The following is a 20,868-nucleotide window of genomic DNA, read 5'->3' on the forward strand; positions in this document are numbered from 1 at the left end:
CTTCTGTGTTCGTGCGGGCCCGGCCGGCCGAACCCCTTTGGACAATCGGGACAATCGACTGATCGCACCACGCTGTGGATCGAGACTTTCGACGCTCAGCGGCGCATCTTCAATTCGCCGCCGAGCAGATAATGGCCCACCATCTCGATGTTGGTGTGCGACAGCGTGATGTGCTTGACCGCGGTATGGATGTCGCGGAAATAGCGCTCCAGCATGCTGTTCTCGTAGATCGAACCGGTACCCGCCAGATCGAACGCGATATCCACTGCGGCGACGGTGTTCTCGGCCACGGTCGCGGCCGCCAGGCGGACCAGCGCGCTGAGCGCGTCACCACCGTCGTCGCCGTGCCGCGCGGCGTGCCAGGCGGCGTCGGCCAGGATCAACCGCGCGCTGCGAACCAGCATTTCGGCGCGGCCCACTCGTTCCTGCACGACATGGCCCGCGGCCAGGGTGCGGGTCGCGGCCGTCGGTGTCTTCCGAATCGCCACGGTCTTGAACGCGTCCAGCGCACCGCGCGCGATACCCAGTGCGGTGGATGCCGACCCGAACAAGCCGAAGTCGTAGTAACTGATGGCGTATCCGCGCGACGGCCGGTCCGCCGGCGGCAGGAACATGTCGGCCTGATCGACCACGAAATCCTCGGCGACGAACGTCTCGGAGATCTCGTAGTGCTCGCTACCCGTACTGCGCAGGCCGAGCGTGTGCCAGGTATCGAGCATGCGGCATTCGTCCTTGGGCACGAACAACATCCGGATCTCGGGCCCGCCGGCGGCGGTCGTGCGCGGCGTGCCGTGCTCGGTGACGATCGCCGCGCACACCAGCCAGTCCGCGTGCGCCGAGCCACTCGCGAAGGCCCAGGTACCGCTCAGCCGATAGCCCCCGTCGACGGGCTCGGCACGACCGGTGGGATTGACGGAGCCGACCACCGTTCCGGAGTGGTCCCGGAACATCTTCCTGGCGGTCGGTTCCGGCAGGTAGTCCGACAGTCGGCCGATGGCCGCCTGCACCCCCATCTGCCAGCCCAGCGCCGGATCGTGCCGGGCCAGTTCCTGCACGACAGCCGAACCGGTGGCCAATTCGATCTGCGCACCACCGAATTCCCGGGAGACCAGCATGCGGTGCACTCCGGCGGCGCGCAGTGCCCGGAACACCTCCGGGCTCATGAACCGCTGACTCTCGTTCTGTTGCCGGTATTCCAGGATCAGCGGCAACATCCGCTCGATCTTGGCCAGCCAACTCCTGGTCTCGTCCGAGACTTCCATTCGATCCAACAGTGCGGGCGAATCATTGTTCATCGCCGACCTCCTCGACTCGCACCCGAGCCTAGAGATCAGTACTACTGTTCAACAGATTACGTACTATTAGACATTCGGACAGCGAGAAGTGGTCTTCGAACGATCCGAGACGCACAGCGCCGGCGGCGATCACGTTCCGGCACGGAGGCGGGTAGCGATGCCGGGCAGCCGGAAGCCGAGTCCGCACGGCGCGGATCACACGCCGAGCGACGACACTCGGTCAGGAGGCGCGGAGGGTACGACCGGCCGAGGCGTCCAATTCGCCGATGAACGCTTCCCACGTCTCGATACACTGCCGCACCGCGGCAGTCACCGCAGGAAGGGAATAAGCGGGCAATTGCGCGATGATCTGGTCCCGCTGCGCGGCCAGCATCATCCGATTGTCGAGCAATCGCAACAGCAGGCGCCCGGACTCGCTGTGCCGCAACGCCGGATCCTTGTACAGGGCGACCAGCGGATGCACCGAGCCGGGCGCGATCGGCTGCTCGGAGGGAAGCGGAATCGTCGCTCCTGTGACACCGGAACGATTTCGGACATCTCGCGCTGTCCCGATCGAAATTCCTGCCGCCGAGGCGATCTCACGAAGAGATGCCCGCGGATTCGACTCCAGATACACGGCCGCCCGCCGGCGACCGCCGGTGGAATCCACCGGACGCGTGCGGCCGTCGAGCCCGATCCTGCTGTTCGACTGTGGAATATCCGCGCTTGTACGCCTGATGTTCGCGACGGTCTTGGCGGACAGCGCGGTCACCAGTGCGACACTGCGATTCGACCACACCGGGAACGTTCTCATGATCCGTCGCGCGGCGGCTACCCGGTCCTGATGCGACAACTGCAGGCCGTGGCCGGTATTCGACCGCACGGCCAGCACGAACGCATCGGCCGCGGTGCCGTCGAAGAAGCGCACGTCGATGTGCGTCCGGCCGGACAAGACGGCCGCGCGCACGCGATGCACACCATCGATGACCCGCATCGTGTCGCGGCGCACGATGATCGGCGGCAGTTCCCCGGCGGCCATCAACTTGCGGACGTGGAGTTCGTCGACCTCGGTGGAACGCGGCGAGTCGGCCGGCAGCAGTGAACCTATCGATACCGACCTGATCGTCGCGGGCAATGCGGCAGCGTCGTGGTGGCCGGTCTCCGGATCGGCGAGGACACGGGATTCGGACTCGATGATCAAACACCCCCGTAGGTCACAACCGGGTCGTCAACCTCGGCCGCCTCGCCGCCCAGTACGCCTGACCGGCATACCGCCCCCGTGCGGTCTGGTGAACAACGTTACTGATTCGAGAGGACAACGGCAAAGCGTCGAGACTCGCGACTATTGCGCATGTGAGCATGATCACTCGCCGGTTACGGCACCCTGGTCGTGGGGTCGACTCGACGGTCGCCGCCAAATATCAACAACTCGTAAATCCTGAATCTGCCCGACTATTCGGGATCCGGTATCCGGTTTCTTCAGTCGCTCAACAGGATCGCCCTTCGGATTTCGGTAACGGCAACTCCACCAACTCCTACCGAGCATCCGTCGGCACCCGATACCGACGAATGCCACGAGCACGGCAAGCGGGACCGAGGGCGGAGACCGCCACGGAATGCGCCGGCCCCCGGGGCGATCCGGTGCTGCGTCCAGCCTCGATTGCCGTACTCGTCGACGGACAGGGTCCACACCTCGGGCCGCTCGAGCTCGCGCGCAGCATCTCCGAACAGGACGTGGGCCTGCTCGGAGCCCTGTTCGTCGGCATGCGCAACGACGCACAACTCGCCGAGGCGATGCGGCGGATCCTGCGGCGGGACGAGACCTCGATGACCGACGGACTCGTTCACCGAGCGGCCGAGCGACTGGCCCCCGGGGCGGCACCGCTGTTCGCCGAGGTCGCCGCCGCGGTGATCGTGCATCGCATCGTCGTCGTGGGCGAGCCGTGCGATGCCGCCTTCGTCGCGCATCTCGTCGACGACATCCTCCTGCCCCTGCTGCGCCGTAGCTGAGCGTCCTCGCACGCGATCCGACTGCCCCTGATCACTCACACAACTTGGAGACCTGATGAAAGCAGTACGCTACGAACGTTTTTCGGGCATCGACGGCATCTACCTCGCGGACGTCCCCGAGCCCGTGGCCGGCCGGGGCGAGGTGGTGGTCCGGGTCGAGGCCGGCGCGCTCAACCCGGGGTCGTTACCGGCGCTGCACGGCAGTTCGTACACACCGAATCGCGACCTCGCCGGCGAAGTCGTCGCGGTCGGCGCCGACGTGCCCGGCGTCACCGTCGGTGACGCGGTGCTGGGCTGGATCCAGAGCTGGGACGCCCATGCCCAGTTCGTCGCCATCCCCGCAGTCCAGCTGGTGAGCAAGCCTCCAGCCCTCTCGTGGGACGTGGCGGGCTCGCTCTACACCACCCCGATGGCAGGACTCGGTGCCATCCGGGCGGTGGAACCCCGGCCCGGCGAGACCATCGTGATCTCGGGCGCCTCGGGCGGCGTCGGGTTCACTGCCGCCCAGCTCGCACTCCGTGCCGGAGCGACGGTGATCGGCCTGACCAGCGACGCACATGTCGACCTGCTCCGGCAACACGGCATCCGGCCCGTCCGATACGGCGACGGCGAACAGGAACGGATCCTCGCCGCCACCGACCGAGCCGATGCCTTCATCGACACCGTCGGCGGCGGCTACATCGACCTCGCAATCGACCTCGGCATCCCGAGAGATCGCATCGACACCGTCGTCGACTACCGCGCAGCGAAAGAGAAGGGCGTCAAATCCCTCGGAACAATTGATGCCGGCGGCCCCCCGGCACTGACCGAACTGGCCACCCTCGCCGCAGCCGGTGACCTGCACATCCCCATCGCCGCAACCTACCCGCTCTCCGCCGTGCGCAACGCCTATCGGGCCCTGGCCGACCGCAGGACCCACGGCCGCATCGTGCTGCACCCCCGAGATCTCACCTGACCCCTCCCCCATCCACCCGTGCAAACTCGAGCGGCCAGTGCTGAATAATGTGGTGGCCGAGGGCTAGGAGGCGGTTCTCGGCCGGCCGAGTTGCTGCTGGATGTACTTCGTCATCCGGCGATGGAGAAAGCCCGGGGCGATGCGGCCGATCAGCCAGCCGATGTGTGTGCGCCTGGGCACCACTATCCAGGGAGCGTCGCGGGCAACCGCGGCCAGGATGTCCGTGGCCAAGCGGTCGGGTGAGTATGCGCGCCTTGTCTTTTCCGCGTCGAGATAGAACCGCCTACCGGGAAAGTCGCCTACTCCCTCGCTGTCCAAGATCGGGGTCTCCACAGCGGACGGGCACACCACGGTGACGCGCACTCCGTAGCGTGCCGCCTCCGCACGTAACGCGTTCGAGAGGCCGGCCACCGCGAACTTGGTTGTCGAGTAGCTGGTGAGCAACCCGGAAGCCATCAGCCCGGCCGCGGAGGCGGTGTTCACGATGTGACCACTACCGGCGGCGATCATGTGTGGATACGCCGCGTGCACTCCGTGAACGACGCCGCGAAGGTTGATGTCGATGATTCGGTTCCACTGTTGCAGGCTCAGCAGTTGCGTTTCGCCGCCGATCACTATGCCGGCATTGTTGAACATGAAGTCCAGGGTCCCGGCATCGGACACCACGTCCGTCACCAGTTGCTGTACGGCAGCGGAATCGGTGACGTCGAGCCGGGCGGCGATTCCCCTGCCGGGCCCCGGCAGGCCGGCGACGACACGCTTCGCGGCCTCGAGATCGATATCGGCGCACCACACATCGCAGCCGACCGCGGTGAGCGCGCTGGTGAGGGCTGCCCCGATCCCGGATCCGCCTCCGGTCACAATCGCGCTGCGGCCGCTGAACCGGTCACCGTGGGCGGTACTCACAGCAGTCCCGCGAGATGCTTGTGCAGTGCCGGGTAGCGCATCAGGTGTGCGCCACCGTTGATGTCGAGCACCTCACCGGTGATCCATGCGGCGTGGTCGCTGCACAGATACAGTGCGGCGCCGGCGATTTCGTCCGGAGTGCCGGCGCGGCCCAGCGGGGTGTTCTCCAGATAGTCCTCGGTGATGCCCGGGATCGTCTGGATGCCCTCGGTCAGGGGTGTGATCACCAGGCCGGGGGCGATGGCGTTCACCCGCACCCGGCGGGGTGCCAGTTCGAGGGCGGCGACCTGGGTCAGCATCGACAGGCCGGCCTTCGATGCGCAGTATGCCGACAGGCCCACTCCCGGCTGCCGTGCGTTCAGTGAGGTGAGCGAGATCAGCGCTCCGCCGTCTGCCACGACCCGGCCGGCGTGTTTCAGCACGATGAATGCCCCGACCAGGTTGACGTCGACGATCTGCCGCCACTGCGGTACGTCGTGGTCCACGACCGGTGACCAGCTGCTCTGCCCGGCCGTGTTGACCACGGCGTGCACCGCGCCCTCGCGGTCGCGTACCTCGGTGAACAGCGCCGCCACGGCGGCCTCGTCGGTGACGTCGACAGTCGTTGCGGCACCGCCGATGTCGGCTGCGACGGTCTTCGCGGCGGCTCCGTCCCGGTCCGCGACGGTCACTCGGTAGCCCTCCGTACGGAAGGCCTGTGCGATGGCCTTCCCCAGTCCGGATCCGCCGCCGACGACGACAGCTACACGTTCGTTCATCCAGGTCACCTCAATCGATTCACGCACGACAACTATTATTGACGTGTGTCAAATGTGGGATCTAGTATCGCACAAGGCAACACATGAACTGAAGGGCGAGAGTCATGAGCGTGCGGTCCGGGCTTCCGTCGACAGCGATCATCGGTGCTGGTATCGCGGGGCTGACGGCGGGGAAGATGCTCGCGGATTACGGGGTGCCGTACACGTGTTTCGAGGCGTCGGATCGGATCGGTGGCAACTGGGCTTTCGGGAATCCGAACGGGCATTCGAGTGCGTATCGTTCGCTGCACATCGATACGTCCAAGTACCAGTTGTCGTTCCGGGATTTCCCGATGCCGGTGGGCTATCCGGATTTTCCGCATCATTCCCAGATCAAGTCGTATCTCGACGAGTACGCGGACAGTTTCGGGTTGCTGGATGCGATCGAGTTCGGCAACCGCGTGGTCCGGGCCGAGCGTCACGAGGGCGGCGGCTGGACGTTGCACACGCAGGCCGGTGTGGCGCGCGAGTTCGACTTCCTGGTCGTCGCGAACGGTCATCACTGGGATCCCCGGTATCCCGAATTTCCAGGGGTGTTCACCGGGGATGTGCTCCACTCGCACCGGTACATCGATCCGGACGATCCGATTGTCATGCGGGGCAAGCGGATTCTGGTGGTCGGGATCGGGAACAGTGCCGCCGACATCACGGTGGAGGTGTCGTCGCGTGCGATGCGGAACACCGTCTACCTGTCCACGCGATCGGGTTCCTGGATCGTGCCGAAGTATCTGGCCGGTCGTCCGGTCGACAAGTACGGGGGAGCCCTGCCGTATGTGCCGCGCAGGGTGTTCCGGTGGCTGGTGAACACCGTCGCCGAGTTCGTCGCGGGCAATCCGGAGCAGTGGGGTCTGCCCAAGCCGGGGCATCGGTTCCTGGACGCGCACGGGACGCAGTCGGTCGAGCTTCCGTTGCGCCTGGGTTCCGGCGATGTGATCCCGAAACCCGATGTCGAGCGATTCGACGGCGGCACCGTGCATTTCGTCGACGGCAGTGCCGCCGAGATCGATGTGATCGTCTACGCCACGGGGTACAACATCAGTTTCCCGTTCTTCGCGCCGGAGTTCCTGTCCGCTCCGGGTAATCGGATCCGGTTGTACAAGCGGATCTTCCGGCCAGGTCTCGAGGATCTGGCGTTCGCGGGCCTGGCCCAGTCGGTGCCGACGCTGTTCCCGTTCGTGGAATGCCAGGCCCGCACGATCGCCGCCTATGCGGCGGGCGAGTACCGGCCGCCGCCGGTCGTCGAGATGGAGGCGACGATCACCGCCGACGAACAGATATACCTCGGGCATGTCCTGGACCGGCCCCGGCACACCCAGCAGGTCGACTACTACGCCTACGAATGGCAGATGCGCCGGGAAGAGCTGCCGCAGGGACGCCGCCGCGCGCGGACCCACGGCCCGGCACTACCGGCCCGAGAATCCGAAACGCGCTGACTTTTCACACCCGAAGCTCGCGGATTCTTCTCCGCCGGTGGGTAATTCGAGATACGGAGGTGGCACGTGCCACGCTCATTCACCTTCCCCTCGGACGGAATCGATTGCCATGCCTGGCATTTCCCGGCCGCCGATGATCGGTTCGCGACCGCGGCCGGGCGGCCGGCGGTCGTCATGGCGCACGGGTTCGCCGCCACCAAGGACTGCGGGCTCGAATCGTTCGCGCGACCGCTGGCCGACGGCGGGCTGGACGTAATCGCCTTCGACTACCGGGGATTCGGGAGCAGCGGTGGTGAACGCCAGATCGTCTCACCGGCCGGCCAGATCGACGACTACCGCGCCGCACTGCGGGCCGCCGCACAATTGCCCGGGATCGACCGGGAACGATTGGTGCTCTGGGGTGTTTCGATGGCCGGCGGTACGGTACTGGCCGTCGCGGCCGGCCGCACCGACCTCGTCGCGACCATCGCACTGACGCCACTGGTCACGAGCCTGTCCCGCGAACAGCAGCCGACTTTGCCCGCGGATCCGCGGACCTCCGATACCGCGGGCCGCCGAGGCAGCACGACCGCCCGGCTACTGATGCACGCCGCGCGCGACAAATACGCTGCGCGAGCACACAAACGGCGGGTGATGCTGCCCGCCGTCGGCCGCCCCGATGAAGTCGCCTTGCTGAATCTTCCCGGCGTCTACGACGATTACCTGTCCATCGTGGGCCCGACCTGGCGCAACGAGGTGAATGCCGCGAGCGCACTGGATATGTTGGGGCACCGCCCGATTCGATTCGCGCAACAGATACCCTGCCCGGCGCTGTTCCAGATCGCCGACCACGACCGCTGTGTCCCGGTGGACGCCGCGATGAAGGCCGGTGTCCGCGCGCGAGCGCAGATCAGGCACTACCGCTGCGATCACTTCAACGTCTATCCCGGAAAACCCTGGCACGACGCGGTCCGTGACCACCAGATGCGTTTCCTCACCAACGTGTTGTCGCGCGGCGACCGTGCCACGCGATGAATACCGGCGACCGGCCGGCAGGGCAGCAGAGCAGCGGGGGCGGCAGGGCGGCTGGGGTTGCCCTGGGGGAACAGGGCACACTCGGTACATGAGCCATGATCGTCGTGCTACCGGCCGCGGGCCTGCGGACTGACGTGTCCGGGGTCGAGCACAGTGAAGGGGTTCTGGATCGGCGCGCACCCAAGCGTGGTGATCAGCGCCGTCTGGCCTTGTTGCGGGCGTTGGACGAGCGGCTGAAGGTACAGTTGCTCGACGAGATCAACGTCGCGGACATCACCGCGGCCGCGGGTGTCAGCCGATCCGCGTTCTATTTCTATTTCGAGGACAAGGCCGCCTGCGTGGCCGCGCTCGGTACCCAGATGCATCAGGAAATCCTCACGGCCACACGGCTTCTCGTCGACGGTGACGGCTCCCCGCACGAACGGCTGACCGGCGCGATCCACGGGGTGTTCGCCGCGTGGCGCAGCCACCGGCACCTGTTCCAGGCCATGCTCACCGCACGGCAACGCAACCAGGCCGTCCGCGAACTGTGGGACCGGACCCGGAAATCGTTCGCCCCGCCACTGGCCGCGCTGATCGACGCCGAACGCGCCGCCGGCATCGCACCCCCGGGACCGGACAGTCACGCCCTGGCCACCGTCCTGCTCGAACTCAACGAACGCGCCCTCGAACAATTCGGCGCCACCGGCCCACCCGACGACCAGGAGCGCGTGGAAACACTGATCGTGATCTGGTGGCGCGCCATCTACGCCGTGGTACCGCCGGACCGGTGACGCAGGAACCGGAAGCGGAATCGAGAAACCACGCACGGATCGGCGACACGGCCCGCAGGTTCACACTTCGATCGGTGCCCCGACCGACACCGCTTCGCGTAGACGATCGCGCCTGCTTGGACGTGCTGTACACCGGATACGCCGGATCCTGCCCGGCTTGCCAATCCAGCACCGCCGCCCGGTCGGTCGCCTCCAGAAGCCCCGCCAGCTCACCCACACGTTGCTGCCACCCAGCACGCCGGCACCGACCTTACCGAAAGCTTGACAGTAAGGTCAACAATAAACCAATCTGGTGACGCAGGCAATGATGCGGGGCGTCGCGAGATCGGTGGCGGATCCGTGGGAAGTCGTGAAGGAATGGAAGGACCGCTGATGAGCATGCCGATCGTCGACGACGCTGCGAAGGTGCTGGCCGATCCCGCCGCCTACACCGACGAGACGCGACTGCACGCCGCACTCGCGCATCTGCGCGCCGAGGCCCCGGTGTCGCTGGTCGACGTACCGTCGTATCGGCCGTTCTGGGCGATCACCAAGCACGCGGACGTGATGGCCGTCGAGCGCGCGCATCGGCTGTACACGAACTGGCCCCGGCCCGTGCTGATGACCGAGGCTTCGGACGAGATGCAGGCCGCGATCGGCATCCGCACGCTCATCCACATGGATGAGCCACAACATCGCGTGGTGCGGGCGATCGCGTCGGATTGGTTCAGCCCGAAAGCCATGCGCGCCATGGAGATCCGCATCACGGACCTGGCCGTGCGGTATGTGGATCGAATGCGCGACCTCGGTGGCGAGTGCGATTTCGTGCAGGAGATCGCGGTGAACTACCCGCTGTACGTGATCATGTCGCTGCTCGGGGTCCCGGAGTCCGACTTTCCGTTGATGCTGAAACTCACCCAGGAACTCGTCGGCAGCGACGACGACGAGTTGAAGCGCAGCACTTCGTCCGACGACACGATGAACTCACTGCTCGAGATGTTCGAGTACTTCCGGGCACTGACCGCGTCGCGGCGCGAGCATCCGACCGACGATCTGGCCTCTGCCATCGCCAACGCCGTCGTCGACGGTGCCCCACTGTCGGATGTGGACACCATGTCCTACTACGCCATCATCGCCACTGCCGGCCACGACACGACCAGCAGCAGTGTCTCGGGGGGACTGCACGCGCTGATCGAACACCCGGACCAGCACGCGCTGCTGCGGAATGAGCCGGACACGCTGCCCCGGGCCACCGAGGAGATCATCCGCTGGGTCACGCCGGTCAAGGCGTTCATGCGCACGGCGGCCGAGGACACCGAGATTCGCGGTGTACCCGTCGCGGCCGGGGATTCTCTGCTGCTGTCGTACGTCTCCGCCAACCGGGACGAGGAGGTCTTCGCGGACCCGTTCCGATTCGATGTCGAGCGGGAGCCGAACAAGCAGATCGCCTTCGGATACGGCGTACATCGTTGCCTGGGTGCGGGTCTGGCCCGCATGGAGATCGGCAAATTCTTCGCCGAACTGGTGCCGAGGCTCGAGTGGATCGAGCCGGCCGGGGCGGCGCAATGGACCGCCACCACGTTCGTCGGCGGACTCAAACATCTGCCGATTCGATACTCGGTGCGCTGACCGCGCACGCGGCCCGGCCGGGTATGCGCTGTTCCCATGAGTTCAATTATCCGCCAACAGTTTTCGAAGATCGAGAGGACGACGATGGCCACACTCGACTACCGGGCGATCGACGCCGACAACCACTACTACGAGCCACTGGACGCGTTCACCCGACACCTGGACCGGAAGTTCCGACGGCGCGGGGTGCAGATCATCGGTGACGGCAAACATCACACCGCGGTCATCGGCAATCGCGTCAACCGTTTCATTCCCAATCCGACCTTCGATCCGATCATCGTGCCCGGCTGCCTGGATCTGATGTTCCGCGGGCAGGTGCCCGAGGGAGTCGACCCGGCGACCTTGATGAAAGTGGAGAAGCTGGAGCTACGGCCGGAATACCGTGACCGGGATGCCCGCGTGGCGGCGGTCGACCGCCAGGGCCTCGAATCGGTCGTGATGTTCCCGACGTTCGGCTGCGGCGTCGAAGAGGCGCTCAAAGACGACATCGAGGCTGCGGTGGCGTCGCTGCACGCATTCAATCTGTGGCTGGACGAGGACTGGGGTTTCGACCGTCCCGACCACAGGATCCTGACGGCTCCGATGATCTCACTGGCCGATCCGGCCGCCGCGGTCGCGGAGGTCGAATTCGTCCTGGCTCGTGGCGCGCGGGTGGTACACATCAGACCGGCACCGGTGCCGGGAATCGGGAAGCCCCGGTCGCTCGGCGACCGGGCGCACGACCCGGTGTGGGCGCGGCTCGCCGAGGCGAACGTGCCGGTCGCTTTCCACCTCGGCGACAGCGGGTATCTCCGACTGGCCGCGATGTGGGGCGGTAAGGACACCTTCGAACCGTTCACCGGCCCCGGCGACCCCCTGGACAAGATTCTGGTCGACGATCGGGCGATCCACGACACCGTGGCATCCCTGATCCTGCACGGGGTCTTCGACCGGCACCCGGCGCTGCGTGTCGCGAGCATCGAGAACGGCTCGGATTTCGTGCACCGGCTGGCAAAGCGAATGACCAAGCTGGCCAACCAGTCTCCGAAGTCCTTCGCCGACGCGCCGCTGGACACCCTGCGGGAACACGTATGGGTGGCGCCCTATTACGAGGACGACCTGTCTGCGCTGGCGGACAAGATCGGCGTCGAACGGATCCTGTTCGGCTCCGACTGGCCGCACGGCGAAGGCCTGGCGGAACCGTTGTCGTTCGCGGACGAGCTCGGCGCATTCGACGCGACCGACGTACGTAAGATCATGCGCGACAACGCCTCCGAGTTCCTCGGCGTGCCTGTCGGATCGGCTGTGTGAGGATCGCCGTGACCGAGTGGACCATCGGCGCCGTTCTCGACGCGATCGCCGAAGCGGTACCGGACCGGGTGATGACGGTCTGCGGTGATCGCCGCAGCACCTTCGCCGAGGTCGCATCGCGAACCCGTAGATTCGCGAACTTCTTGTCGGACAACGGTTTCGGTGAGCAAATCCCGCGTAGCCGGCTCGCGCGGTGGGAGTGCGGCCAGGATCGCATCGCACTGCTCATGCGAAACGATCTGTATCCGGACGCGATGCTGGGCTGTCTGAAGGCCCGGGTCGTCCCGGTCAATGTCAACAACCACTACACCGCCGGGGAGGTGCGGGATCTGCTGGAGTACGTCCGGCCGCGGGGCATCGTGTATCACCGGTCCTTCGGCGCGGTGGTCGCCTAGGCGGCGCCGGACGGGGTCGAACTGCTGATCTCCGTCGACGACGGCAGCGAGGCGACCGATCCGGCCGGGTCGCTGTCGTTCGAGGAGGCGGTGCGACTCGGTGATCCCGACTCGGTCGTCGAAACCTCACCCGACGATCTCGTGATGCTGTGCACCGGCGGGACGACCGGGCGGCCCAAGGGCGTGCTGTGGCGGCAGAGCGATATGTACGTCTCCTCCATGGGGGGTGCGGATCATTCGTCCTCGTCGGCTCTGCACGATCTGGCGCGGGCGACCGGGCAGGTGTGGTTCGCGGTGTCGCCGTTGTCCCATGCGGCGGGCATCTGGACCACGTTCGCCGGACTGCTGGCGGGGCAGACCGTCGTACTGTACGACGACCGGTACAAGTTCGACCCGCGCACCGCCCTCCGGACTGCGGAGCGCGAGAACGTCGCGTTGATGACCATCGTCGGTGACGCGTATGCCGGGCCACTGGTGCGCGAACTGCGCGCCGGCGACTACGACCTCTCCGCGCTCAGCGCGATCGGAACCGGTGGTGCGGCAACCAATCCCGTGCACCGGCATGCGCTGCTCGAACTACTTCCGCACGTGTCCGTCATCGAGGGTTACGGGTCCTCCGAGACCGGTGGTATGGGCTTCGGTCGCAGCCTCCGCGGCGCGGAGGTCAGCACCTTCGTCACGAGCGCGGGCGGAATCGCGGTATCGGCCGATCGCACTCGAATCCTGCAGCCCGGCGACGCGGAGGTCGGGTGGGCGGCGCGAACAGGTCGGGTTCCGCTCGGCTATTTCGATGATCCGGCAGCCACGGAACGGACTTTTCCCGAGATCGACGGTATGCGAATGGCGATACCCGGCGATCGCGCGGCGGTTGCCGACGACGGGACGCTCCGGCTGCTCGGGCGCGACTCCCTCGTCGTGAACACCGGCGGCGAGAAGGTTTTCGTCGAAGAGGTCGAGGAGGTGTTGCGGACCCACCCGGGTATCACCGACGCACTGGTGGTGGGTCGGCCGAGCTCTCGATGGGGGCAGGAGGTTGTCGCGCTGGTGTCCAGCGACACTCCCGGCGCCGTCTCGGCGGCAGATCTGCAGCGAATCTGCCGAGCTCGGCTGGCCGGGTTCAAGACGCCCAAGGAGATCATCTTCGTGCCGGAGATCCGCCGGCTGGGAAACGGCAAGCCGGACTACAGATGGGCCGTCCAGCGTGCGGCGGAGAATTCGCCCGCGCAGATCAGGATCTGAAGGCACGGGACGGGGCCTACAGGTTCACTTCGCGGACAAGTACGTTGTTCCGTCGCGGCAACCGTGTATTTCTCGAATTCACACACCACCTCGGTTCTGGAGCTAGGTTTTTTATGCAGCAACACTTTTCGGATGATCTCGTGCTGGAGCGGCCGACCGATCTGGGCAACGAGTGGCTGACCGCCGCGCTCGGGGCCGGGGAGGTCGTCGGTTTCCGATACGAACGTATCGGGACCGGGCAGGTCAGTGATTGCTATCGCGTCGATGTGGAATATGCGCCGGGGTCGGCGGGGCCGCGATCGGTGGTTCTGAAGGTCGCCTCCGAGGATCCCACCAGCCGGCAGTCCGGAATGTTCATGGGACTGTACGAGAGCGAGGTGCGATTCTATCGCGAGATCGCGCCACGGCTGCGGGGAGGGCCGATCGCGCCGTGTTATCACGCGGCGATCGACACCGGAACGGGTGCTTTCGATCTGCTGCTCGGTGATGCCGCGCCGGCCGTGGCCGGTGACGAGATCCGTGGTGCGACAGTCGAACAGGCTTTTGTCGCGGTCCGTGAGCTCGGTCGCTGGCACGCCTTGCTGCATGCCGCTCCGGCGTTGCCGGAGGCCGCCTGGCTGGAGCGTGGATCGTTACTCGGCCAGACTCTGTTCGAGCAGCTGTACCGGATGTTCCTGGAGCGTTACGGTGAGCGTCTGACCCTGCCGCAGCGGGCGGTGTGTGATCGCCTGGTCGCGTCGTTCGATGTCTATCTGGCGAATTCCGATACCGCGGTACGCGGCCTCATCCACGGTGATTATCGGCTGGACAACCTGCTGTTCGGTGCGGCCGGTTCGCCGAGGCCGTTGATGGTGGTCGATTGGCAGGGCGTGATGATGGGGCCCGCGCTCAACGATCTGGCGTATTTCCTCGGTGGCGCGCTGCCGGACCGGGACCGCCGTATCCATTACGACGATCTGCTGCGGGCCTACCACGAGGCCCTGGGACCGGACCCGCGCACGACCCTCGCCGAAATACGGGAAGCGGTACGGCATTCGAGTTTCGCCGGGGTGACGATGTCGATCGCGGCGTCGGTGGTGGTCGAGCGCACCGACCGTGGCGACGAGCTGTTCATGACCACGCTGGCGCGCCACTGTGCGCATGTACTGGACACCGGTGCACTGGATCTGCTGGAGATGCCCGACTCGGCTCCCCCGCGGCCGGCGGCCGACGACGACGGCCCGCATCCCTCGCCCGCGGACCCGTTGTGGAGCGAGAGCTGGTACGCCGACTTCGCCGACCCGGGCCAGGGCCTCGGCGGCTGGGTGCGGCTGGGGATCATGCCGAACGAGCGGACCACCTGGTTACATCTGTATCTGTGCGGGCCCGGCCTCCCGACGATCGTCGTCGCGGAGATCCTCGACGAGCTACCCGCCGATCCCTGGTCGATCACCACGGATCGGATCGAATTCGCCCACACCGCAACGATTCCCCTGCATCGCTATCGGGTGACGCTGCGCGGCCGGGCGGCGAGCCACGACGATCCGGCGGGGGTGTTGCGGGGTGACCCCGGGGTGCCCGTCGAGGTGGACATCGATCTGACCTGGACGACCGCCGGTGTGCCGTACGGGTATCGGATCACCTCACGGTACGAGTTGCCCTGTACGGTGTCGGGCACCGTGGTCGTCGACGGGCGGGTCCACACCCTCGATGGTGTTGCCGGACAACGGGATCACTCCTGGGGCGTCCGGGACTGGTGGGCGATGGACTGGACGTGGAGCGCGCTGCATCTCGACGACGGCAGCCATCTGCACGCCGTGGAGATCCGGATTCCGGGTGTGCCCGGCATCCCGGGGGTCGGTTACCTGCAACGTCCCGGCGAACCGCTGACGGAGCTCACCGCGGTGACGGCGCGGGAGACCCTGACCGGCGACGGGCTGGTATCCGGTGTGACGCTGGCGATCGAACCCGGCAATCTCGTGCTCGATGTCGACGTGAGAGGCCAAGCGCCGGTGCCGATCACGGCGGCCGACGGCCGGGTCAGCCGATTCCTGCGGACCTGGGGAATCGTCACCACCACCGACGGCTGCCGCGGTGTCGGCTGGCTGGAATGCAATCAGGCACCGCCACCTTCGGCGTGACCCGACCGTGCTCACAACTGCGGATCGCGCAATCGTGGACCCACGGTCCAATAGGCGCCGACGACCGATCGCGCACTGTCCGGGTCGCGGAAACCGAAGCCTTCCATGGCACGTCGGGTATCGGTGTCCCAGGTCAGTTCGAGGGCGTCGCCCCGCTCGCTGACGATCCAGGTGTACGGGCCGTGCACCGTGCCGAGTTCCCGGTGGACCATCGTGTAGCTGCCGAGGAAGCCGTTGGCGGTGAGACCGGTGGCGCGGCCGCTCTGCAATCCGTCGAACCGAGGCGCCGGATCCGCCGGCAGGTAGGTGGCGGTGATCGTGTGCGGTTCGTCGCTGATGGTGTATTTTGCGATGCCGGTGGCCATGTGGGCGCCCCACGACCAGCTGATCAGCAGGGATTCCGGACATTCGGGGTCGGCGATGCCCACCCCGCTCATCACGAGGCCGTCGACGGTCGCGGTCAGATCGAAGACGGTGTCCCGGCGCCGGATGATCAACTCCATCCGGTCGACCCGGTCGCCCTCCACCAGCGTCACCACATGCCGGCCCGCGGTGAGCGGCGAGTCGATTCCGGTCGCGACGGCCTGGCGGACATTGCCCGCATCGCACACATAGGTGATGCGGAGACCGCCGCCGGGACGCGGGCTGTACTTGGCCAACGCGAAATCCAGCGGTACCCGGCCGATCGCGGTGGTCGCCCCGAGATCGCGCCGCTGCCGCCGAACCCGCTGCGCCGGAACACGATCGGGTGCCGCGGGACCGCCGGCCGCGGCCACCGAGCGGTCGACGCTCGACCGCACCAGCGCCAGCAGCTGCGCGACCAGCAATTCCTGTTCGGCAGCATGATTTTTCCGGCGATGCTCGGACGCAGCGGCGGGTGCGGTGACGGACTCGATGTGCAGCCCGACATGGAAATCGCGAACCGCGGACAGGAGGAGATCGGCTGTGGCGGAATCGAAGTCGACGCCCGGCTGCAATTGCCGTACCAGAGCGGACAATGCGCCCGCGGCCTCGACCGACATCTGCTCGATCCGTGCGAGGGTCTCCGATGAAGCCTTGGGGTCTTGGCGGAGATTGATGGCAACCTGGATCCCGGCGAAGAATTCGGGCCGCTCGTAGATCGCCGCGAGAATCCGGAAGAAGGTCCGGACCCGCTGTTCGACAGTGGCCCCTTGGATGCCGGCGGCCGCCGCGACCGGCAGTCGTCCCCATTCTTCTTCGAACACTGCGAACATCACGGCTTCCCGCGTGCCGAACTGCCGCTGGATCGCGCCCCAGGTGAGCCCGGCGCGCCGGGCGATCTCGTTCGACGTTGCTCGGTAGAAGCCGTTTTCGAGGATCGAGGCCACCGTGGCATCGATGATGCGGCGGCGGGTCGGATTCGCCACGCTCGTGACCGTCCGCAAGGACTATCCGCAACTTGCGGACAATGTCGAGGTCAGCAGGCGGTGGTGTTCGGCGACGGCGGGCGTCCGGTGCCCGGTCGCGACATCGTCCGAGCGGGTGTCGTCGCGCTGCCACTGGCTGAGCATCGACTGCGCTGTCGTCCCGGCTTCCACTTGTGCACCGTTCGGTCGGGCGCCGTTGCGCGGTTGTCCCGGGAGCGTCCGCCGTGACACCCGCTCGCGCAGCGCTCGCCAGAACATCGAGGCCGAGTCGAACACCGGTGCACCGCCGGCCGGTTCGGTGTCGAAACCGACGACGAGCAGGTCGTGGAAGGCGCTGTGCGGTGTACCGAAGATCAACTGCGACGTCAGATGCCGAAGTCCCAGTGCGCGTTCGGTCGGCCGGCGATCCAATGTCGTACCCGCATCGTGGATCAGGACCTCGACCGGGCCCGCCAGCCACGCCGCGGTCTCCGAGAACGCGTTGACCGAGGCCGGATCGGTCAGCTCGAGTCGAGCCCCGAACGCATCGGCGCCGAGATCGTGCAACTGTGCGACCGCGTCCTCCGCATCCTCGAGTCGCGGCATCCCGACGACGATGACATGACCGGCCACCGCCAGCTGTGTCACGGCGTGCCACACCTGCCCGGGGCCGGTTGCCGCGACCACGACCCCGAAGCGATCGTCGTCGGTCGGCGGGAGTGCGGACTGAGTCATGGTCGGCCACCTTGTCGTCTCGAGCGTCACACGGTGAGGGCGTGGGGGCGGTCGATTTCGCGCCACGCGATCGAGTGGTGGAGGACGGAGCATCCAGTTGTGACGTCCTCCGTAGCAGGCCGAATTGCCGTCGGCCACGCGTGCGTGAGACTAACACAGCGATAGTGACGGCTATCACGAATTTGCACACCGAAGTCCTCGTATGCCCAGGTGGTGGACATGCCGATAGCGATCACTATCGCCTGGACGGCTACGGCAGCCGCGGTCACGGCTTCGCGCTCATCGAGCATTCGGTCGGCGGTGGCGCCGCTCGGTTCGAGTCTCTCCGGGCGCTGTGCACTGTGCCGGCCCGGATCGTGATGCGTTGGGCGTCAAGATGACTCGGGCCGCATCGTGCACTGTTCAGCGTGCTGATCACGGACTTGACCGCCGCGATGGTGTCAGTAACAGTAGGTGTTACAGTATTTGCAACGATCGAGATGGCGGGTATTTCATGGCCAAGGTGATGCAGGGCATCCGAATCCTGGAGGTCGCCGAGCACACGTTCGTACCGGCCGCGGCAGCGTTGCTGGCCGATTGGGGTGCGGACGTGATCAAGATCGAACACGTGGAGCGCGGCGACGCCATGCGTGGCCTGGCGGCGACGGGCGTGGTCGACATACCCACGGATGTCCATGCACTGCTGGAGCATTCGAATCGGGGCAAGCGCAGCCTCGGGCTCGACCTGATGTCGGAGGAGGGGCGGGCGATCCTCTACCGGTTGGTCGAGACGTCGGATGTGTTCCTCACCAACAAGTTGCCGCGAGTACGCAAGAAGTTGCAGATCGACCTGGATATCGTTCGGGGCTGGAATCCCCGGATCGTCTACGCGTCGGGCACCGGTCAGGGTGAGCGCGGACCGGAGGCCGACGACGGTTCTTACGATTCGCTGGCCTTCTGGGCACGAGCCGGGATGGCAGCGGCACTGACCCGCGCCGACGACGGGCAGGTTCCGGGTCCACCGGCTCCGGGTTTAGGCGACTCCATCGGGGCGATGACCATCGCCGGCGGCATCATGGGCGCGCTGTTCCATCGGGAACGCACGGGCGAGGCGACCACGGTGGATGTGTCGCTGCTGTCGACCGGGGTCTGGGCAATGGGCCAGTCGGTGGCGTTGTCGCTGTTGACGGGCGTGCCGTGGTCTGTTCCGGTGGACAACCCGCGGGCAAATCCGCTGGCGCGCAACTACATCACCGCGGACGGTCGTTGGCTGGCGTTCACGTGTCTACAGGCCGGGAAATACTGGCCGTTGCTGGTCGAGGCCGTCGGGCGTCCGGAATTGGCGGCCGACGTGCGTTTTCGCGACCATGTGACGCTGCTGGACAACAGCGCTGCAGCCATCGCGATTCTGCAGGAGATCTTCGCCGAGCGCAGTGCGGACGAGTGGCGCACGATGCTGGCCGGTTTCTCGGGCCAGTGGGTCGTCGTTCAGACCGCCCTCGAGATCGCGGACGATCCGCAGGTCGTCGCGAATGGATACGTCCAGCAATGCCATACCTCGACCGGAGTCCCGTTCCGGCTGGCAGCCACACCCGTCCAGTACGGCGGGATTCCGTCGGTCCCGCAGCGGGCGCCGGAGTTCAACGAGCACGGCGATCGGATTCTCGCCGAACTAGGTATCGACTGGGATCAGGTGGTGGATCTGAAAGTCCGCGGCGTCGTCGCGTGAGCCGAAAGCCTTGTGAACGAAGAGAAAGATAAACCTCGATGACATCCGTCCTGAACGATATCCCGATCTTCGATGCCGACAACCATATGTACGAGACCACGGATGCTCTGACGAAGTATCTGCCGGATCGGTACCGGGGCGCGATCGACTACGTCGAACTACGCGGCAGGACCAAGATCATGCTCAAGGGGCGGGTCACGGAGTTCATTCCGAACCCGACTTTCGAGGTGGTCGCTCGTCCCGGCGCGATGGAAGACTATCTGCGCCACGGCAATCCCGACGGGAAGAGTCGCCGTGAGATCTTCGGCGCGCCGATGCAGAGCATCCCGGCGTGGCGGGAGCCGAAATCGCGGCTCGAGTTGATGGACGAGCAGGGGTTGGATCGGACCCTGGTCTTCCCGACCCTGGCCAGCCTCGTGGAGGAGCGGCTGCGCGACGACCCGCGATTGGCCCATGCCGCGATCCACGCATTGAATCGGTGGATGCTGGAAACCTGGACCTTCGACTACCAGGACCGTATCTTCGCGACGCCGGTGATCACGCTGCCGATCGTGGAGAAGGCCGTCGAGGAGTTGGAGTGGGTGGTGGCCAACGGCGCCAAGGCGGTGCTGATCCGACCTGCTCCGGTACCGGGCTTCGAGGGGTCGAGGTCGTTCGGACTGCCCGAGTTCGACCCGTTCTGGGCGAAGGTGGTCGAACACGACATCGTCGTCGCCCTGCATGCCTCCGACAGCGGTTACGACCGATACATCAGCGACTGGCTGGGCAGCGATTACGAGTATCTGCCGTTCCAGCCGGAACCGTTCAGGCTCGTCTACGGCACCTCACGGCCGATCGAGGATGCGGTTTCGGCCTTGATCTGCCACGGCGCGGTGTCGCGTTTCCCGCAACTGAAGATCGCCATCGTCGAAAACGGCAGTGACTGGGTCCTGCCGCTGCTGAATCGGTTGGCCGGCATGTACAAGAAGATGAAGACCGAGCTGCCGGAGGATCCGGTCGCGGTGTTCAAGCGCAATTTCTTTCTGAACCCGTTCTGGGAGGACGATCTGCCGGAGCTGGTGGATTTGATCGGGGCGGACAACTTGCTGTTCGGTTCTGATTATCCCCATGTGGAGGGGTTGGCCGAACCTCGCTCCTATGTGAAGATGCTCGACGGCCTGGCCGCTGACGATGTCCGGAAGATCATGGGCGGCAACATGTCTCGTCTGCTGAAGACTCCCGAGACGCGCGTTCGACGCTGAAGC

16 protein-coding genes and 2 pseudogenes are annotated in these 20,868 nt (G+C 66.2%); 11 read left to right on the plus strand and 7 right to left on the minus strand.

The features are described 5' to 3' along the window. Positions 1–95: 95 nt before the first annotated feature. Together G361_RS0111305 and G361_RS0111310 are read right to left on the minus strand one after the other, a co-directional pair. A complete protein-coding gene (locus tag G361_RS0111305; protein ID WP_019927194.1) occupies positions 96–1,295 on the minus strand; it encodes an acyl-CoA dehydrogenase family protein in 1,200 nt (399 codons plus the stop codon). 220 nt (positions 1,296–1,515) lie between these two features. Beyond that, positions 1,516–2,475 (minus strand): ParB N-terminal domain-containing protein, encoded by a 960-nt coding sequence (locus G361_RS0111310; protein ID WP_019927195.1) that lies wholly within the window; start codon positions 2,473–2,475, stop codon positions 1,516–1,518. A gap of 440 nt (positions 2,476–2,915) precedes the next feature. On the opposite strand from G361_RS0111310, the gene G361_RS43230 reads away from it, so the two are divergent. Further along, positions 2,916–3,284, plus strand: a complete 369-nt coding sequence (locus tag G361_RS43230; RefSeq protein WP_019927196.1) for a TetR-like C-terminal domain-containing protein — start codon at positions 2,916–2,918, stop codon at positions 3,282–3,284. 55 nt (positions 3,285–3,339) lie between these two features. Next, positions 3,340–4,239, plus strand: a complete 900-nt coding sequence (locus G361_RS0111320) for an NADP-dependent oxidoreductase (RefSeq protein ID WP_019927197.1) — start codon at positions 3,340–3,342, stop codon at positions 4,237–4,239. Between the two features lie 63 nt (positions 4,240–4,302). Here the strand turns inward: G361_RS0111320 and G361_RS0111325 are convergent, their stop codons facing one another. Both G361_RS0111325 and G361_RS0111330 read right to left on the minus strand, forming a co-directional pair. Beyond that, entirely contained in the window at positions 4,303–5,145 is an 843-nt protein-coding gene (locus G361_RS0111325; RefSeq protein WP_019927198.1) for an SDR family oxidoreductase, read from the minus strand. Then, positions 5,142–5,903 carry an SDR family NAD(P)-dependent oxidoreductase gene (locus tag G361_RS0111330; RefSeq protein ID WP_019927199.1) on the minus strand — a complete coding sequence of 254 codons (762 nt, stop codon included), beginning with the start codon at positions 5,901–5,903 and terminating at the stop codon, positions 5,142–5,144. Before G361_RS0111330 ends, G361_RS0111325 begins: the two co-directional genes overlap by 4 nt. Before the next feature lie 104 nt (positions 5,904–6,007). On the opposite strand from G361_RS0111330, the gene G361_RS0111335 reads away from it, so the two are divergent. The 3 genes from G361_RS0111335 to G361_RS0111345 all read left to right on the plus strand — a co-directional run bounded on the left by G361_RS0111335 (position 6,008) and on the right by G361_RS0111345 (position 9,162). Beyond that, positions 6,008–7,375 (plus strand): NAD(P)/FAD-dependent oxidoreductase, encoded by a 1,368-nt coding sequence (locus tag G361_RS0111335; RefSeq protein ID WP_019927200.1) that lies wholly within the window; start codon positions 6,008–6,010, stop codon positions 7,373–7,375. A 66-nt stretch (positions 7,376–7,441) separates the two neighbouring features. After that, positions 7,442–8,389: an alpha/beta hydrolase gene (locus G361_RS0111340; protein WP_019927201.1), complete on the plus strand. Its 948-nt coding sequence runs from the start codon at positions 7,442–7,444 to the stop codon at positions 8,387–8,389. A 95-nt stretch (positions 8,390–8,484) separates the two neighbouring features. Continuing rightward, positions 8,485–9,162 (plus strand): TetR/AcrR family transcriptional regulator, encoded by a 678-nt coding sequence (locus tag G361_RS0111345; RefSeq protein ID WP_019927202.1) that lies wholly within the window; start codon positions 8,485–8,487, stop codon positions 9,160–9,162. A gap of 89 nt (positions 9,163–9,251) precedes the next feature. On the opposite strand, the pseudogene G361_RS50880 reads toward G361_RS0111345, so the two are convergent. After that, a pseudogene (locus tag G361_RS50880) lies at positions 9,252–9,394 on the minus strand (short-chain dehydrogenase); the annotation flags it as partial. A 140-nt stretch (positions 9,395–9,534) separates the two neighbouring features. On the opposite strand from G361_RS50880, the gene G361_RS0111350 reads away from it, so the two are divergent. The 4 genes and pseudogenes from G361_RS0111350 to G361_RS0111365 all read left to right on the plus strand — a co-directional run bounded on the left by G361_RS0111350 (position 9,535) and on the right by G361_RS0111365 (position 15,814). Beyond that, on the plus strand, positions 9,535–10,770 hold the full coding sequence (locus tag G361_RS0111350; RefSeq protein ID WP_026342931.1) for a cytochrome P450: 1,236 nt from the start codon (positions 9,535–9,537) through the stop codon (positions 10,768–10,770). An 84-nt stretch (positions 10,771–10,854) separates the two neighbouring features. Then, the gene (locus tag G361_RS0111355; RefSeq protein ID WP_019927204.1) at positions 10,855–12,060 is read left to right on the plus strand and encodes an amidohydrolase family protein; all 1,206 of its coding nucleotides are present in this window, start codon (positions 10,855–10,857) and stop codon (positions 12,058–12,060) included. A gap of 8 nt (positions 12,061–12,068) precedes the next feature. After that, a pseudogene (locus G361_RS43235) lies at positions 12,069–13,694 on the plus strand (AMP-binding protein). 113 nt (positions 13,695–13,807) lie between these two features. Then, on the plus strand, positions 13,808–15,814 hold the full coding sequence (locus G361_RS0111365) for a phosphotransferase (protein WP_019927207.1): 2,007 nt from the start codon (positions 13,808–13,810) through the stop codon (positions 15,812–15,814). Between the two features lie 11 nt (positions 15,815–15,825). On the opposite strand, the gene G361_RS46845 is transcribed toward G361_RS0111365, so the two are convergent. Beyond that, the gene (locus G361_RS46845; RefSeq protein WP_019927208.1) at positions 15,826–17,202 is read right to left on the minus strand and encodes a TetR/AcrR family transcriptional regulator; all 1,377 of its coding nucleotides are present in this window, start codon (positions 17,200–17,202) and stop codon (positions 15,826–15,828) included. Between the two features lie 21 nt (positions 17,203–17,223). After that, the gene (locus G361_RS0111375; protein ID WP_019927209.1) at positions 17,224–17,916 is read right to left on the minus strand and encodes a hypothetical protein; all 693 of its coding nucleotides are present in this window, start codon (positions 17,914–17,916) and stop codon (positions 17,224–17,226) included. A 364-nt stretch (positions 17,917–18,280) separates the two neighbouring features. On the opposite strand from G361_RS0111375, the gene G361_RS0111385 reads away from it, so the two are divergent. Further along, a complete protein-coding gene (locus tag G361_RS0111385; RefSeq protein WP_231386841.1) occupies positions 18,281–19,624 on the plus strand; it encodes a CaiB/BaiF CoA-transferase family protein in 1,344 nt (447 codons plus the stop codon). A 38-nt stretch (positions 19,625–19,662) separates the two neighbouring features. Continuing rightward, positions 19,663–20,865 (plus strand): amidohydrolase family protein, encoded by a 1,203-nt coding sequence (locus G361_RS0111390; protein ID WP_019927212.1) that lies wholly within the window; start codon positions 19,663–19,665, stop codon positions 20,863–20,865. Positions 20,866–20,868 lie beyond the last annotated feature (3 nt).

It is taken from the genome of Nocardia sp. BMG111209 (assembly GCF_000381925.1).
GTDB lineage: Bacteria > Actinomycetota > Actinomycetes > Mycobacteriales > Mycobacteriaceae > Nocardia.

Coding starts and splice junctions, on each gene's coding strand:
- G361_RS0111345 (WP_019927202.1), top strand. CDS start 8,485: ATGATCGTCGTGCTACCGGCCGCGGGCCTGCGGACTGACGTGTCCGGG.
- G361_RS0111365 (WP_019927207.1), top strand. CDS start 13,808: ATGCAGCAACACTTTTCGGATGATCTCGTGCTGGAGCGGCCGACCGAT.
- G361_RS0111375 (WP_019927209.1), bottom strand. CDS start 17,916: ATGACTCAGTCCGCACTCCCGCCGACCGACGACGATCGCTTCGGGGTC.
- G361_RS0111390 (WP_019927212.1), top strand. CDS start 19,663: ATGACATCCGTCCTGAACGATATCCCGATCTTCGATGCCGACAACCAT.
- G361_RS0111335 (WP_019927200.1), top strand. CDS start 6,008: ATGAGCGTGCGGTCCGGGCTTCCGTCGACAGCGATCATCGGTGCTGGT.
- G361_RS0111305 (WP_019927194.1), bottom strand. CDS start 1,295: ATGAACAATGATTCGCCCGCACTGTTGGATCGAATGGAAGTCTCGGAC.
- G361_RS0111350 (WP_026342931.1), top strand. CDS start 9,535: ATGAGCATGCCGATCGTCGACGACGCTGCGAAGGTGCTGGCCGATCCC.
- G361_RS0111355 (WP_019927204.1), top strand. CDS start 10,855: ATGGCCACACTCGACTACCGGGCGATCGACGCCGACAACCACTACTAC.
- G361_RS0111330 (WP_019927199.1), bottom strand. CDS start 5,903: ATGAACGAACGTGTAGCTGTCGTCGTCGGCGGCGGATCCGGACTGGGG.
- G361_RS0111320 (WP_019927197.1), top strand. CDS start 3,340: ATGAAAGCAGTACGCTACGAACGTTTTTCGGGCATCGACGGCATCTAC.